Annotated in this window: 11 protein-coding genes; 9 read left to right on the forward strand and 2 right to left on the reverse strand. The window is 47.7% G+C overall.

The genetic code is table 11. From position 1 onward, the window contains the following. The first annotated feature begins 6 nt into the window (after positions 1-6). Positions 7-645 carry a DUF4290 domain-containing protein gene (locus H6570_20245; GenBank protein ID MCB9321621.1) on the forward strand — a complete coding sequence of 213 codons (639 nt, stop codon included), beginning with the start codon at positions 7-9 and terminating at the stop codon, positions 643-645. Positions 646-769: 124 nt separating this feature from the next. After that, positions 770-2092 carry a UDP-N-acetylglucosamine 1-carboxyvinyltransferase gene (gene murA / locus H6570_20250; GenBank protein MCB9321622.1) on the forward strand — a complete coding sequence of 441 codons (1323 nt, stop codon included), beginning with the start codon at positions 770-772 and terminating at the stop codon, positions 2090-2092. Between the two features lie 8 nt (positions 2093-2100). Here the strand turns inward: murA and H6570_20255 are convergent, their stop codons facing one another. Beyond that, the gene (locus H6570_20255) at positions 2101-3066 is read right to left on the reverse strand and encodes a polyprenyl synthetase family protein (protein ID MCB9321623.1); all 966 of its coding nucleotides are present in this window, start codon (positions 3064-3066) and stop codon (positions 2101-2103) included. A gap of 234 nt (positions 3067-3300) precedes the next feature. Between H6570_20255 and H6570_20260 the strand changes: the two genes are divergently transcribed. Then, entirely contained in the window at positions 3301-4275 is a 975-nt protein-coding gene (locus H6570_20260; GenBank protein ID MCB9321624.1) for a hypothetical protein, read from the forward strand. A 227-nt stretch (positions 4276-4502) separates the two neighbouring features. Continuing rightward, a complete protein-coding gene (locus H6570_20265) occupies positions 4503-7094 on the forward strand; it encodes a hypothetical protein (protein MCB9321625.1) in 2592 nt (863 codons plus the stop codon). A gap of 40 nt (positions 7095-7134) precedes the next feature. Here H6570_20265 and H6570_20270 read toward each other — a convergent pair whose 3' ends face one another. Then, a complete protein-coding gene (locus tag H6570_20270) occupies positions 7135-8259 on the reverse strand; it encodes a histidinol-phosphate aminotransferase family protein (GenBank protein ID MCB9321626.1) in 1125 nt (374 codons plus the stop codon). 77 nt (positions 8260-8336) lie between these two features. Between H6570_20270 and H6570_20275 the strand changes: the two genes are divergently transcribed. The 5 genes from H6570_20275 (at position 8337) to pgl (ending at position 14417) form a co-directional block, all read left to right on the forward strand. Continuing rightward, positions 8337-9266, forward strand: a complete 930-nt coding sequence (locus tag H6570_20275; GenBank protein MCB9321627.1) for a UDP-3-O-(3-hydroxymyristoyl)glucosamine N-acyltransferase — start codon at positions 8337-8339, stop codon at positions 9264-9266. Positions 9267-9326: 60 nt separating this feature from the next. After that, entirely contained in the window at positions 9327-10616 is a 1290-nt protein-coding gene (locus tag H6570_20280; GenBank protein MCB9321628.1) for an NAD(P)/FAD-dependent oxidoreductase, read from the forward strand. A gap of 107 nt (positions 10617-10723) precedes the next feature. After that, the gene (gene gndA / locus H6570_20285; GenBank protein MCB9321629.1) at positions 10724-12148 is read left to right on the forward strand and encodes an NADP-dependent phosphogluconate dehydrogenase; all 1425 of its coding nucleotides are present in this window, start codon (positions 10724-10726) and stop codon (positions 12146-12148) included. A 32-nt stretch (positions 12149-12180) separates the two neighbouring features. Continuing rightward, positions 12181-13701, forward strand: coding sequence for a glucose-6-phosphate dehydrogenase (gene zwf / locus H6570_20290; GenBank protein ID MCB9321630.1), 1521 nt, complete (start codon positions 12181-12183; stop codon positions 13699-13701). Then, on the forward strand, positions 13698-14417 hold the full coding sequence (gene pgl, locus H6570_20295; protein ID MCB9321631.1) for a 6-phosphogluconolactonase: 720 nt from the start codon (positions 13698-13700) through the stop codon (positions 14415-14417). Before zwf ends, pgl begins: the two co-directional genes overlap by 4 nt. Positions 14418-14419: the final 2 nt, after the last annotated feature.

Below are 14419 nucleotides of genomic sequence, written 5' to 3' on the forward strand. Positions count from 1 at the left end.
GCTTCCATGCAATACAATTCAACAAAAACGCACCTCATCTATCCGGAATACGGTCGGCATATTCAGGAAATGATCCACTATGCCCGTACGATCGAAAATCCAAAGGAGCGGCAAGCGTATGCGGAAGAGATCATCCGTTTGATGCATTTCATTGATTCTCAGGATAAATCGAATTTTGACAACGAAGATAAACTCTGGAAACACCTTTTTACGATCGCGGAATTTGATATTGACGTCATGCCTCCAAGCGGTGTCAAACCGACCCGCGAAGAACTCGAAAAAGCTCCGCCGCGCGTAGAATACCCACAGAAAGATCCCAATTACCGGCACTATGGACTGAATGTCGAGCGCTTACTCGAAAAAGCAGTAGCCATGGAAGATGATGATAAACGCGAAGTCTTCGTAAATATCATCGGTTCATACATGAAGATGGCTTATAAAAACTGGAATAAAGAGCATTATGTCAATGATGAAATCATCAAAAACGACATTGCTCTAATATCCAAAGGAAAGCTGATTATGGATGAAGAAACATCCCTGGATTACCTGTCAACAGCACCACGTATCAACTATAAGAAAGCCAAGAAAAAAATGCCCAATAACAACAAAGGGAAGTCTGGCTCCAATAAATACCGGAAAAGGTAAACCACTCTTGCATTAAGATTATTTCTAATATATTTGCAGGGAAGTGCTATAGGCATTTCCCTTTTTTGTTGTTTTGACCGGAGATCCACCGGACGGATCATCTGGATTCATTGAAATCTATATTATGTCAGCCGAATCATTCATTGTTCAGGGTAATGCAAATTTATCGGGTGAAATAACTGCCCAGGGAGCTAAAAATGAGGCACTCCAGGTCATCAGCGCCTGTCTGCTCACTGCTGAGCCGGTGGTATTGGAAAATGTACCGGACATACTGGATGTACGTAAACTGATCACCCTGATTAAAGGTCTTGGCGTCCGGATCGACCGCATCGATCCACACACGTACCGCTTTCAGGCTGACAATATTGACCTTGAATATTTTGCTTCTGATGCTTTTCAACAGGATGCCCAGCGTATCCGTGGATCGGTGCTGCTGATCGGGCCGCTCCTGGCCCGGTTTGGTAAGGCCTATCTCCCCAAACCGGGTGGAGACAAGATCGGTCGCCGCAGGCTGGATACCCATTTCCATGGCTTTCAGCAACTCGGTGCATCCTTTATCTACGATGAAAAAAATTATACCTTCTCCCTGCAAGCCACACAACTCACCGGTACGTACGTACTGATGGATGAGATCTCTGTGACCGGTACGGGCAACATGATCATGGCCGCTACATTGGCTAAGGGGACCACTACGATCTATAATGCCGCCTGTGAACCCTATGTACAGCAATTGTGTGAGATGCTTATCCAGATGGGCGCCAACATCGAAGGGGTAGGCTCCAACCTGCTCCGCATCACCGGTGTATCCCAGCTGGGAGGGGCCACGCACCGGATACTCCCGGATATGATCGAAATCGGCAGTTTTATTGGACTTGCAGCCATGACCCAGTCTGCAATTACCATCAAGAAAGCAGGAGTCGACCATTTGGGTATCATACCGTCTACCTTTGAAAAACTGGGCATTCAACTGGAATTTCAGGGTGACGACATCTTCGTGCCCGCTATGGATGAATTGATCATCCAACCTTTTATCGACGGATCCATTCTGACCATCTACGATGCGCCATGGCCCGGTTTTACCCCTGACCTCATGTCTATCATCCTGGTAGTAGCCACCCAGGCAAAGGGCAGCCTGCTGGTTCATCAGAAAATGTTTGAAAGCCGATTGTTTTTCGTGGATAAGTTAATCGATATGGGAGCACAGGTTATCCTTTGTGATCCCCACCGTGCTACCGTGATCGGTTTGAACCGGAAGCAACCTCTGCGGGGAATAGAAATGACATCGCCTGACATCCGGGCCGGGGTCTCCCTGCTGATTGCCGCACTGAGTGCGGACGGGGAAAGTATCATTCACAACATCCAGCAGATCGATCGCGGTTACGAAAACATTGAGGGCCGCCTTAAAGCACTCGGTGCCAGGATCGAGCGTACCCTATTTGACAAATAGCAACCTTTTTATTTACGCCGGGCAATAATAAAGTGAACGAGGTTCTTCAAGTGCTCGGTATTGACAAGGCCTTCGCTTTCTTCCAGCAGCTGTACTGCATCATCGGCAAGCTTATTCATCTTCTCCGTGGCATATTCAATACCTCCGCTTCCGCGGACAAATTCAATGATCTCACCCCGCTTGGATTTGTCCTCGCTGTGTCGTTTGATCAGGTGAATCATGTGATTCCTGGTTCCCGAATCACAATGTTTCAGGGCATAGATCAGGGGTAATGTGAGTTTCTTCTCTTTGATGTCAATGCCTAATGGTTTGCCCACTTCTTCTTTACCATAATCAAATAGATCATCTTTGATCTGAAAGGATAGCCCGGCCGTCTCACCGAACAGGCGCATCCGCTCAACCATTTCCGGGGGTACGCCGGCGGAATAGGCCCCGGCAGCACATGCCGCAGCGATAAGGGACGCGGTTTTTTGCCGGATGATATCGAAATAAATGGATTCATCAAGGTTCAGCCCGCGGGATTTTTCCATTTGGAGCAATTCCCCTTCGCTGATCTGACGTACTGCCTCGGAGACGATGTGCAGCAATTGGTATTCTTTATGATCGAGGGCTAAAAGAAGGCCTTTAGAGAGTAAAAAGTCTCCAACCAACACAGCTGCCTTATGTTTCCATAAGGCATTGATCGAAAAAAATCCCCGGCGCTTGTACGCATTATCAACCACGTCATCGTGGACCAATGATGCAGTATGCAGTAATTCAATCAGAGAAGCTGCCGTAAACGTGGATTCTTTGATCCCGCCACAGCTTTTCGCGGTGGCAAGGACAAATATGGGGCGAATCTGTTTTCCTTTTGATTTGATCAGATAGAATGCAATGCGATCCAGAAGCGGCACGCGGCTCCGCATGGATTCTTTGAAACGGGATTGAAATTCAGACAGTTCAGGCTCAATAAAAGCTTTGATTTCCGCTAGCATCCGTGCTTGATCATAGTGAGGTAAGATACGAGATTTATCCTAGCAGGGTAACCCTATCCGGTCAGAATTCATCCGGGATCCCAATATAACTCCGGAATGATCCGGGATTCCTTAAACACTTGCCTGAGGTGGAAATCCTGTGTTGCGGGATTGGTACGGAGAGGTTAAATTGGTCTTTCAATTGAAATATTTAAGATACCTTTGTCCGCGTTACCGTAAGAAATTCAGGGGTTTGTGTTAAGCTTATTTAGAAGAAATCACTTCTTTCGCAGTTTTTTACTCCTCTTTTACATCGGCCTGCTCAAGTTGCCGATGTTTTTCTATCCCCTATTCCCTGAACATCCGCAAGGCATCTTCAGCGATTGGGTATTTGAAGCCCTCCCCTCGAAAACAGGCCAGCTGATCCTGATGATTGTTCTGGTTTTCTTTCAGTCGGTCTTCTTAAATCACCTGATCATACGCAACCGCATGATGCGGGAGCAGAACCTTTTCCCCGGGGTGATCTATGCCCTCCTGACCAGTTTAATCCCGGAAACGTCCGGATTGTCATCAGCACTGATGGGCATGACCTTTATCCTGATTGCCCTGAACTATTCATTTCGGATGTATAAACTGCCTGAATTTACCGGAAGTGTTTTCCAGACCGGGTTCTGGATTTCTTTGGCCGGGTTGTTCTATTTCCCCTACTTCGTCTTTCTCATCTTCCTGATCATAAGTCAGAGCATTGTCAAATACGTCAAGCCGCTTGATATCCCAAGGTTATTACTGGGCATGCTGGTACCTTTCCTGCTGATCTTTTATTATTACGTCTGGCACAACCGGATTGCGGATTTTATACCCGAGGTTCTGGTTGCTCACGCCGGGTTTTTTAACTGGCCCTGGAAATCGGATGCAATCCACTATACCCGCTATGCCTATATCGTATTACTAGTGGTGGGCAGTTTGTTCAATTACAACAACTATGTCAAGAAAAAGAATGTACAGGCGATCCATAAAATAGATGTGCTGGTCTGGGGTTCTTTCTTTGCCGGTGGATCCGCTCTCTTTGCTGATCCACTGGAATGGTCCCATTTAATCGTATTATATCCTTTCGCGGCTTGTTTTATTGCCATGACACTGATCCAGATGCGAAACTTTCTGATGGCCGAGTTCGTACATATTCTGATGATCCTGGTCGGTTTTTACCTGCATTATCTGACCTTTATGTGAGGCGCTGGGCAATAATAACCATATAGCCGGTAAAACCATTTGTTCAGAAATGTATGCTTATCTGCTTCATCCTTGTGAAATAGACCTCTTTTGTTCTGTGATCTTCAACACAGGCAGATGACCGGTTTGCATGGTTAATCTTTTCTTAACTCCTTTACTTATTGGGATTAATGGTCTTATTTTTGGGCTTTCATAGGTAAGCCGGTTTTTATTTTAACTCATTTAATATGAAACAGTTATTCGTTTTTGCCATGACCCTGATGACGAGCTGGGCACTTTCTCAGCCTAATCCGGTTTCCTGGCAATGGTCTTCCAAACATGTTGATGGCAATACGTTTGACCTGATCTTTACGGCCACCATCCAGTCGGGATGGAATACGTACTCCATCCATATGGAACCGGGAGGACCTGTCCCAACCAGCTTTAATTTCAACGAAGACAGTCATTATTCCCTCGGTGAAATGAAGGAAGAAGGAAAGGTGAAAAAAGGGTACGATAAGTTATTTGATCAGGACGTGATCAAAGTTTATACGGAAGCTACCTATACCCAGCGTGTCGAAGTCAGTGATTACAGCAAACCCATAACCGGATACCTTGAATTCATGACCTGTAACGAGGTCACCTGCCTGCCACCAAAATCCATTGATTTTTCATTTGCCCTGCAAAAACCTGGAAAAACTCCGGAATCACAGACCTCTGAGGCCGGAAAAATCAATGAAAACCCGGCATCCCCTGCGGCAACGGCAGAAGAAAATCAAAACGCCTGGTCATCCGTGGTTGGAACCGAAGAGCTCAATGTCAATTCGGCCACCGGATTCCAGAAACCCACCTCAATCCTCTGGAATGCCACCGCAGACGTCACCGATAATCCCAATGAATTTATCATCAACATCAATGCAACCATTGACGATGGATGGAACATCTATTCCATGTTTATGGATGAAGGTGGCCCCATCCCAACTTCCCTGATCTGGGAAAATGAAGGCGAAGAGTTTTCACGAATTGATGGCACCAATGAGGTGGCCGAGAAGAAAAAAGAAGGAAAAGACCCTCTGTTTGACAATATGGAGGTGGTTAAATTAATGCACGGCGTTACTTACCAGCAAAAGATACATGCAAACCATCTTCCCATAAACATTTCCGTCATCGTAGACTATATGATCTGTAATGACGAATCCTGTGTTCCGGTCCAGGAAAACCTGATCATACCTCTGGCAGATGCATCCGGCAGCACGCTGGCTGCCACTCCTCCCAATGTCTCCATTCCCAATGATGCCGCATTGGTCGATAACCGGGTGGTAAGTTTGCAGGAGACGTTAGGACAGCCACTGGGTAACTGTGAGGAAGAAGAAGAAGCTAATTCCGGCTTGCTCTGGATTTTCGTGATGGGTTTCCTGGGTGGCCTATTAGCATTGCTGACCCCCTGCGTATTCCCGATGATTCCTCTTACTGTCAGCTTTTTCACCAAGGGAAGTAAAGACCGTAAGTCTGGTATCCGCAACGGATTGATCTATGGCGCCTCCATCGTAATCATTTATGTCAGTATTGGCTTGCTGATAACGGCCATTGCCGGACCTAAAGCATTGAATGAGTTATCCACCAACTGGATTTCAAATAGCCTCTTCTTTTTGATTTTTGTATTGTTTGCCCTATCCTTTTTTGGCATCTATGAGATCACCCTACCCAGTGCTTTAGCGAATAAATCAGATAATATTGCTGAAAAAGGAGGATTAATTGGAACATTCTTTATGGCTTTTACCCTGGCCGTAGTATCTTTTTCCTGTACCGGTCCGATTATCGGAACGGCGCTGGTCCAATCGGTGACCTCGGGAAAGATCGGGCCGGCCGTAGTGATGTTAGGCTTTTCAACGGCACTGGCATTACCATTTGGCCTTTTTGCCGCATTCCCCGCCTGGCTGAATTCCCTGCCTAAATCCGGTAGCTGGATGAATACCGTAAAAGTGGTGCTGGGATTTCTTGAACTGGCACTCGCCTTGAAATTCTTATCGGTCGCGGATATGACCTCACACTGGGGTTTTCTCCGATATGAACTATTCATGGGGCTCTGGGTCCTGATTTTTGGTGCCATGACCTTGTATTTGTTCGGAGTGTTGCGATTTAAACTGGACGGACCACGCAAGTCTCTTTCCGGGCCGCGCCTGGCATTTGCCCTGGTGTCACTGGCATTTACCATCTATCTGGCTACCGGATTCATGGGAAATCCACGGACAAAAAGCTACAATGCACTCAATCTGATGAGTGGATTGGCTCCCCCGGCTCATTACAATTATTTTAAACCGCTTCCCGATCCGGATCCAGCGATTAAATCACGCTATCCTTCTTACAGTAAATGTGCAAATAACCTGAATTGCTTTAAAGACTATCACGAAGGGATGGCCTATGCACGTGAAGTCAATAAGCCTGTTATGCTGGACTTTACCGGTTATGGTTGTGTAAATTGCCGCAAAACCGAAGAATACATCTGGGTCAAGGACGATGTCTGGCAAAAACTGGCAAATGACTATGTCCTGATCTCCCTTTATACCGACGATGGGAAACCGCTTCCTGACTCGACCGAAGTTTATTCGAAGATCACCGGTGAGCGTCTCCGCAATGTGGGTTATCTATGGAAAGACTTCCAGCAGGTAAACTTCAACCAGATTACGCAGCCATTGTATGTATTGACAACGCCGGACGAAAAAGTCATGGCCCGGCCCCGTGGATACAAGGAGGATGCCGAAGACTACAATGCCTTTCTGCAGTGTGGACTGGAGACGTTTAAGGAATACCGTAATCAGGAATTGATCGGCAGCCGGTAATTATTCATTTTACCGGAGAGGATCTTAATTTTTACCAGGATTAAACCAGTTCTTGTCCCGCCGCATTGATGAATGTCTGCATTTCATCAGGTGTTCCGATACTTACGCGATACCATCCCGGTTGATCGGAATAGCTACGGATCAGAATGTCTTTCGACGCCATGGTCTTCACCAGATCTCCTTTGAACCGGTCTGCTTCAAACCAGATAAAGTTGGTATGCGACGGAATGTAGCGTACCTGTTGTTGTTTGCAGAAATCGTAAACCATGGCTTTCCCCTGGATGGTTTTCTCGACGGTCATACTCGTAAACCATTCATCTTCCAGGCTGGCCAGTGCGGCGTACATGGACGGTACGCTGGGTGTGATCATACGACCCATGCAGAACTGCTGCATGACTTTGATGGTATCCGGATGCCCCAGTGCATAACCGATGCGCATACCGGCTAATCCGTATACTTTGGAAAATGTCCGTCCCACCACAATATTGGGATTGGCTGTCACCATATCCATCAATGAATTGCTGACTCCACCATCGGTAAACTCAATGTATGCCTCATCGATGAAGATGGGTATACTGCTTCCATATTTTTCGCAAAAAGCTCCAACCTCTGCTTTGGGAATATAGGTTCCAGTCGGATTATTGGGATTGCAGATAAATATCAACCGGGTGTTGTCATCCACTGCTTTACCCATCGCTTCCAGGTCAAAATATTTATCCGGTGTAAGCGGTATCCGCTTCCATTTGGCTCCGATGAGCTCACTGTAGATCATCAGGTAATCAAACGTAGGATCACCGGCTACGATATTTCCTCCCCGCAGTCCGTAGATAAGCCCCATCAGTCCGAGGATCTCCGTGGATCCGGCAGTAATCAGGACCTGATCGACACCGACTCCTTCCTTTTTTGCGATGGCCTCTTTTAATTTGTTAATGGCTGTCCGCGGATAGCGATTGCCTTCATCCAGCGAGGCCATGACGGCTTCACGGGATTTCTTTGAGGGTCCAAAAGGATTTTCATTGGAGTTAAGCCGTACAGGCATATTCCCCGAAGGACCCGGCACCGGTTCCCGGAGATGATCGAGTAATTGCCACGGTTGCAGAAGCGGTAAACTGCTTCCTAAAAGGCCTGCTTTAAGCCACTGACGACGGTTAAATGAGGTTGCCATAGTATCCAACTTTTGATGAAACAAACGAAAAATACAGATTTATTGTCAATTTTACTTTTCAATCAACCGGTGCTTCCATGAAATTCAAACAGCCTATCCCCGTTTCGACCATTGCTGCTGCCTATAACATGGATATCCTTGGTAATTCCACCCTTCTGGCCAGTGGAATCAACGTTATTCACCGGGTCGAAGCCGGCGACATCACCTTTGTCGATATTCCAAAATATTACCAGAAAGCGATCGACTCGGCAGCGACTGTAATAATCATCAATCAGGCGATCGATTGTCCGGATCACAAAGTCTTATTGATTTCCGATCAGCCCTTCCAGGTCTATAATGAGCTGGTCAAAGAACACCGACCTTTTGTTTTTGCCCGTGAGGAGATCGATCCGACGGCTAAGATCGGTGCCGGCACCATTATCGAACCCAATGTGGTGATTGGTGCACATGTTACGATTGGCGAGTCGTGTTACATCCAGGCCAATGCCTATATCGGTCCGCATACCCGGATCGGCAACCGGGTCAATATCCAGGCTGGCGTTATAATCGGAACCGATGCTTTTTATTTCAAAAAAGAGAGTGACCGTTACCTGAAATGGCATACCGGCGGACGGGTGATCATCGAAGATGATGTTGAAATTGGTGCCGGTTCAACCGTTAACCGTGGCGTTTCATCCGACACGATAATCGGTGAGGGGACTAAAATCGATTGTCAGGTACACATCGCACATGGAGTCCGCATCGGTAAACATTGTCTGATCGCCGCACAAACCGGGATCAGTGGCAAGACCATCATCGGGGATCAGGTAGTCATCTATGGCCAGGTTGGGATCGCCCAAACCCTGAAAATCGGTGATCAGGCCATCATCCTGGCTAAATCGGGAGTGTCCAAAGACCTTCCCGGAAAAGGCATTTATTTCGGATACCCGGCAAGCGAAGCCCGTCAAAAAAATAAAGAACTGGCTGTCTTGCGCCAGTTGCCTGACTGGTGGAAAACACAATCCTAACGCAGAATTAACAGCTTCCCGGCAAACATTGACCGGTGGACGGATGTTAAATGTTATCAAATGAAACGTCAACATCACCAAGTATTGATTATCGGTGCCGGATTTGCCGGAATCACCCTGGCAAAAGCCTTAAAAAACGCCCCCTTCGACGTTTTGCTGGTTGATAAGAACAATTACCACACCTTCCAGCCACTCCTTTACCAGGTAGCCACGGGAGGCCTGGAAGCCGACAGCATCGCTTATCCGGTGCGCCGGATTTTTCGGGGATACCGGAATGTCCGTTTTCAAATGGCCGAGGTCCTGCGTTTGAATCTGCCGGCCAAAAAAGCGGAAACCACGGCCGGAACGTTATCCTACGAATACCTCGTCATTGCAACCGGAAGCACCAATAACTTTTTCAACTTTGAGCCGATCAAGGAAGATCTGCTGACCTTAAAATCTGTCCCGGATGCATTGGACTTCCGGAGCTTCCTGATGCAGAATCTGGAAAAAGCCATCGCCACCTATGATCCGGGAGCGCGGGATGAACTGATGAACATCGGAATCATCGGGGGTGGACCCGCCGGGATCGAACTCGCCGGAGCCATCGCTGAAATGAAGCATTACGTACTCCCTAAGGATTTTCCGCAAATTGACTTCAAAACGATGTCCATTCACCTTTTTGAAGCAGGGAATGAACTGCTGGGTAACATGTCGGATAAGTCTTCAAAATTCAGTCTGAAATACCTGCAAAACCTGGGCGTTCAGGTTCATCTGAATTCCAAGGTGAAAAGTTATACCAATCAGAGAATACAACTGGAAGACGGCACCGAGCTGGCCACCGATAATGTGATCTGGACAGCCGGGGTGAAGGGCAACCCCATCCCGGGGCTTCCACCTGAGCTGATCGTAGGAGGAAACCGGATTACCGTTAATGCTTTCAATCAGATCCCGGGCTACGAATACGCATTTGTCCTGGGTGATGTCGCCTCCCATGTGGATGATGCCAATCCGAAAGGCTTACCTATGCTGGCCCAGGTAGGTATCCAGCAAGCGAGACATCTGGCGAAAAACTTAAAACGACTGATCCGCCAGCAACCCCTGGAGCCTTTTGCTTATTACAATAAAGGAGTCATGGCGACGATAGGCCGCAACCGGGCCGTGGTTGATTTACCGCATTGGAAGTTTAAAGGGCCTTTTGCCTGGTTTGTTTGGATGTTTGTGCACATCATGTCCCTGGTAGGCTTCAGAAACAAACTGGTAACTTTTATCGATTGGATGGGAAATTATTTCAACTATGACCGTCCTCTTGGATTAATTATCCGTCCATACAAGAAAAAACAGAAAATACCTGCTGATCCTGTTACCTGAGATTCCCTGACCGGTTTTATTTGTTTTGATCGGTAATCCATAACCCCAAGTGACCTGTAAGGATTTGAATTTGTCTTATAGGTGCTGTAAATGTTAAAAAAATAAACATGGAAAATAGACGCGAAGGGCAGCTTCACTTCGGAATGATCGGGCTGGGTACGATGGGAAGAAATCTGTTGCTGAATCTGGCCGATCATGGTTATTCCGTAGCAGGGTATGATAAGAACGCCGACCAGGTACAACGATTGGAAAATGAAAAGTCCAGCGATAAGGTCCACGGCTTCTCGACATTGGATGCATTTCTCGCCGAACTGCAGTCGCCACGGGTGATGATGATGCTGGTTCCGGCCGGTCCAATCGTAGATGCCGTCCTGGCTGACCTGATACCCCACCTGCAACCGGGAGATATCATCATCGATGGAGGCAATTCCAAGTTTACAGATACCGATCGCCGTGCAAAGGACCTGTCCGATCAAGGTTTTCATTTTATCGGCATGGGCGTTTCCGGAGGTGAAGACGGTGCAAGACGAGGGCCAAGTATGATGCCTGGTGGAGATGCCGGAGCTTATCGTCATGTGCAACCCATGTTTGAAGCCATTGCGGCGCATGTTCAGGGAGATCCCTGTGTGACCTATATCGGACCCGGCGCTTCCGGTCACTTTGTAAAGATGGTTCACAATGGCATCGAATATGCCCTGATGCAACTGATCGCTGAGACTTACGCCATCCTCAAAAGGGGACTGCAATATTCGAATGAGGAACTTTCAGTACTTTTTGATCAATGGAATCAAGGTCGCCTGGAGTCCTACCTGCTGGAAATAACTTCCACGATATTTACCGTTAAAAATCCGGATACTGGCCATATGCTCGTCGATGATATCAGCGATCAGGCCAAAGCCAAAGGTACCGGCAAATGGACATCGCAAATCGCAATGGATCTGCAGGTACCCGTACCCAGCATCGATATTGCCGTGTCCATGCGCGACCTTTCCAAATATGGTGTATTGCGTAATCAACTTGCGAAACAGGTGACCCCTCCACAACCCTGGAAAGGCAACCGCAAAGAGCACACGGAAATGCTGGAGAAAGCATTCTTCTTTAATATGGTTTTGATTTACAGCCAGGGTATGCACCTCCTTTCCCGCGCTTCTTCCGAATACAATTATGCACTTAACCTGGGTCAAATTGCACGCATCTGGCGGGGAGGATGCATCATCCGTTCGCGCTTTCTGGAGACGATCTATACCGCTTTTACGAATAACACCGATCTGGAGCATCTGATGCAGGATGCCGGCATTCAAAAATCATTGGCTGAATGCGAGGAAGCTACCCGTACAGTCACTGCTCAGGCTATATCCTCCGGCTACCCAATACCGGTGTATGCAACAACCCTGAATTACCACCAGTCACTGATCTCCGCCCGGTTACCAACCAATTTGATCCAGGCGCAGAGGGACTTTTTTGGCGCTCACACCTATGAGCTCATTGATAAAGAAGGTGTATTTCACACCGAGTGGCCCGAAATAGATTAATATCCATCCTTGATCCATAAACTGCAAACCCGATGATTATCGATCCGTCACAACCTGTTCTTTTTGTCATCTTCGGAGCAACCGGAGACTTGAATTGGCGTAAAATCAACCCTGCGCTGTATAATCTCTACCTTGATCAATACATGCCGGAGCATTTTGCCATCTATGGCAATGGCAGATCACCGCTGGAAGAAGAAGAAATGCGATCACATTTGCTGGAAGGCGTCAATAAATTTTCCCGGAAGGGTAATGCAGACGCAGCAACCTGGAAAAAATTCGCTGATAACATTACCTATCATCCCGGAGACATCAAAGACGACAAGACCTACACGGCACTAAAAAAATTCATTGCGGAATGTACCAAAACATGGGGTAAAGAGCCGATCATCATTTATTATATGGCCGTGTCGTTTGAGTTTTTCCCGGTTATTGCACAGCATCTTAAGGATCACAAAATGGCGGACGATGTTTCCCGTCACCGGCTCGTCATTGAAAAACCATTTGGTAATGACCTTGATTCTGCACGTTCACTCAATCAATTGCTTTGCGGCCTGTTTGATGAAAGTCAGATCTACCGGATTGATCATTACCTGGGCAAAGAAACGGTGCAAAACATCCTGGCGTTCCGTTTTGCCAATTCGATCCTGGAACCGATCTGGAACCGTAATTACATCCAACACGTGCAAATTTCAGTGACCGAACAATTGGGCATCGGAGGTCGCGGGTCCTATTATGAACATGCCGGTGCATTACGGGATATGGTCCAAAACCACATCCTGCAGTTGCTCTGTCTGATCGCTATGGAGACCCCCATTAATTTCCAAGCTGACGAGGTACGCAACCGGAAAGTCGATGTTTTGCGGTCCATGCGCCCCTTTAAACCGGAAGACATCAAAAAGAATGCAGTCCGTGGTCAGTATTCGGAGGGTTGGATAGAAGGACAAATCGTGCCTGGTTACCGTGAAGAAGAAAAGGTGGATCCTCAGTCCAATACCGAGACCTTTGCAGCAATCAAGTTTTTTGTGGATAACTGGCGATGGGACGGTGTTCCATTTTATGTTCGCACCGGCAAGCGCCTGCATCAATCGGCCACCATCATTTCCATTCAGTTCCGGGATGTGCCGCATATGGTATTTCCCGATTCAGCGATCGACAACTGGCGGCAAAACCGGCTGATCATCAGCATTCAGCCCGAGATGAGTATCCGGCTACAGGTCCAGGCGAAGCGGCCGGGTCTTGAAATGATCCTGAACACGGTTGATCTGGTATTTAATTATGACGGCACCTATGGAACCGATTCTCCGGAAGCCTATGAAACCTTGCTTCTGGATACCATGGAAGGCGATCAAACCCTATTTATGCGGGGAGATCAGGTAGAGGCTGCCTGGCAGATCCTGATGCCCATTCTGCATTCCTGGGAGACTAAAAAGAGCATCGATTTTCCCAATTACAATGCCAATACCTGGGGGCCGGAGACCGCGGAGGCACTGATAGCCCAGGATGGGTTTCATTGGTATTCTATTTCACCAACCAGCCACTTAACCAAATCATGAGCCTGCACATATATCCCGACGAGGATACGCTGATCCACGCCTATGCTGCTTATATAACCCGCCAGACCGGAGAAGCAATAGCCCGGTCCGGACGGTGCAATCTTGTCCTGGTCGGGGGCAACTCACCCAAGCGTGTATATCAGCTGCTGACCAAACCTCCTTACCGCAATGCGGTCTCCTGGGAGAAAGTTTACTTTTTCTTTGGTGATGAACGGTACGTTCCGGCGGATCACGAAAGGAATAATGCCCATATGGCCTGGGAAACCCTGCTCAAACCGCTGGGGATTGACCACAGCAAGGTATTTGTAATGGATACCTCATTAACCCCGGAGGAAACCGCTCATCAATATGCACTTCAAATCGGACGTCATTTTCAGGAACAGCCGGTGTCTTTTGATTTGGTCCTACTGGGACTGGGTGATAATGCCCATACTGCTTCGCTATTTCCGGGCAGTACGGTCATCAACGAAACAACTCCCACCGTATCAGCCCTGTATGTGCCGGATGAAAAGGAGTTCCGCATCACTTTGACCGCTCCCCTGATCAATCAGGCTCACCGGGTATCTTTCCTGGCCTTTGGCGTAGCCAAAGCCCTTGCGGTCTATCAGGTGATCGAAGGTGAACGGGATGCCATGTTGTATCCGGCCCAGATCATCCAACCGCTGCACCATCCCGCCGATTGGTTTTTAGACTCACCGGCCGCAGCTCTGCTGTAGTC

Source organism: Lewinellaceae bacterium (assembly GCA_020636135.1).
Lineage (GTDB): Bacteria > Bacteroidota > Bacteroidia > Chitinophagales > Saprospiraceae > JAGQXC01.

Bases quoted from the DNA above. Each gene is read 5' to 3' on its own strand.
- H6570_20245 (MCB9321621.1), top strand. From the start codon at position 7: ATGCAATACAATTCAACAAAAACGCACCTCATCTATCCGGAATACGGT.
- murA (MCB9321622.1), top strand. From the start codon at position 770: ATGTCAGCCGAATCATTCATTGTTCAGGGTAATGCAAATTTATCGGGT.
- H6570_20255 (MCB9321623.1), bottom strand. From the start codon at position 3,066: ATGCTAGCGGAAATCAAAGCTTTTATTGAGCCTGAACTGTCTGAATTT.
- H6570_20265 (MCB9321625.1), top strand. From the start codon at position 4,503: ATGAAACAGTTATTCGTTTTTGCCATGACCCTGATGACGAGCTGGGCA.
- H6570_20270 (MCB9321626.1), bottom strand. From the start codon at position 8,259: ATGGCAACCTCATTTAACCGTCGTCAGTGGCTTAAAGCAGGCCTTTTA.
- H6570_20275 (MCB9321627.1), top strand. From the start codon at position 8,337: ATGAAATTCAAACAGCCTATCCCCGTTTCGACCATTGCTGCTGCCTAT.
- H6570_20280 (MCB9321628.1), top strand. From the start codon at position 9,327: ATGAAACGTCAACATCACCAAGTATTGATTATCGGTGCCGGATTTGCC.
- gndA (MCB9321629.1), top strand. From the start codon at position 10,724: ATGGAAAATAGACGCGAAGGGCAGCTTCACTTCGGAATGATCGGGCTG.
- zwf (MCB9321630.1), top strand. From the start codon at position 12,181: ATGATTATCGATCCGTCACAACCTGTTCTTTTTGTCATCTTCGGAGCA.
- pgl (MCB9321631.1), top strand. From the start codon at position 13,698: ATGAGCCTGCACATATATCCCGACGAGGATACGCTGATCCACGCCTAT.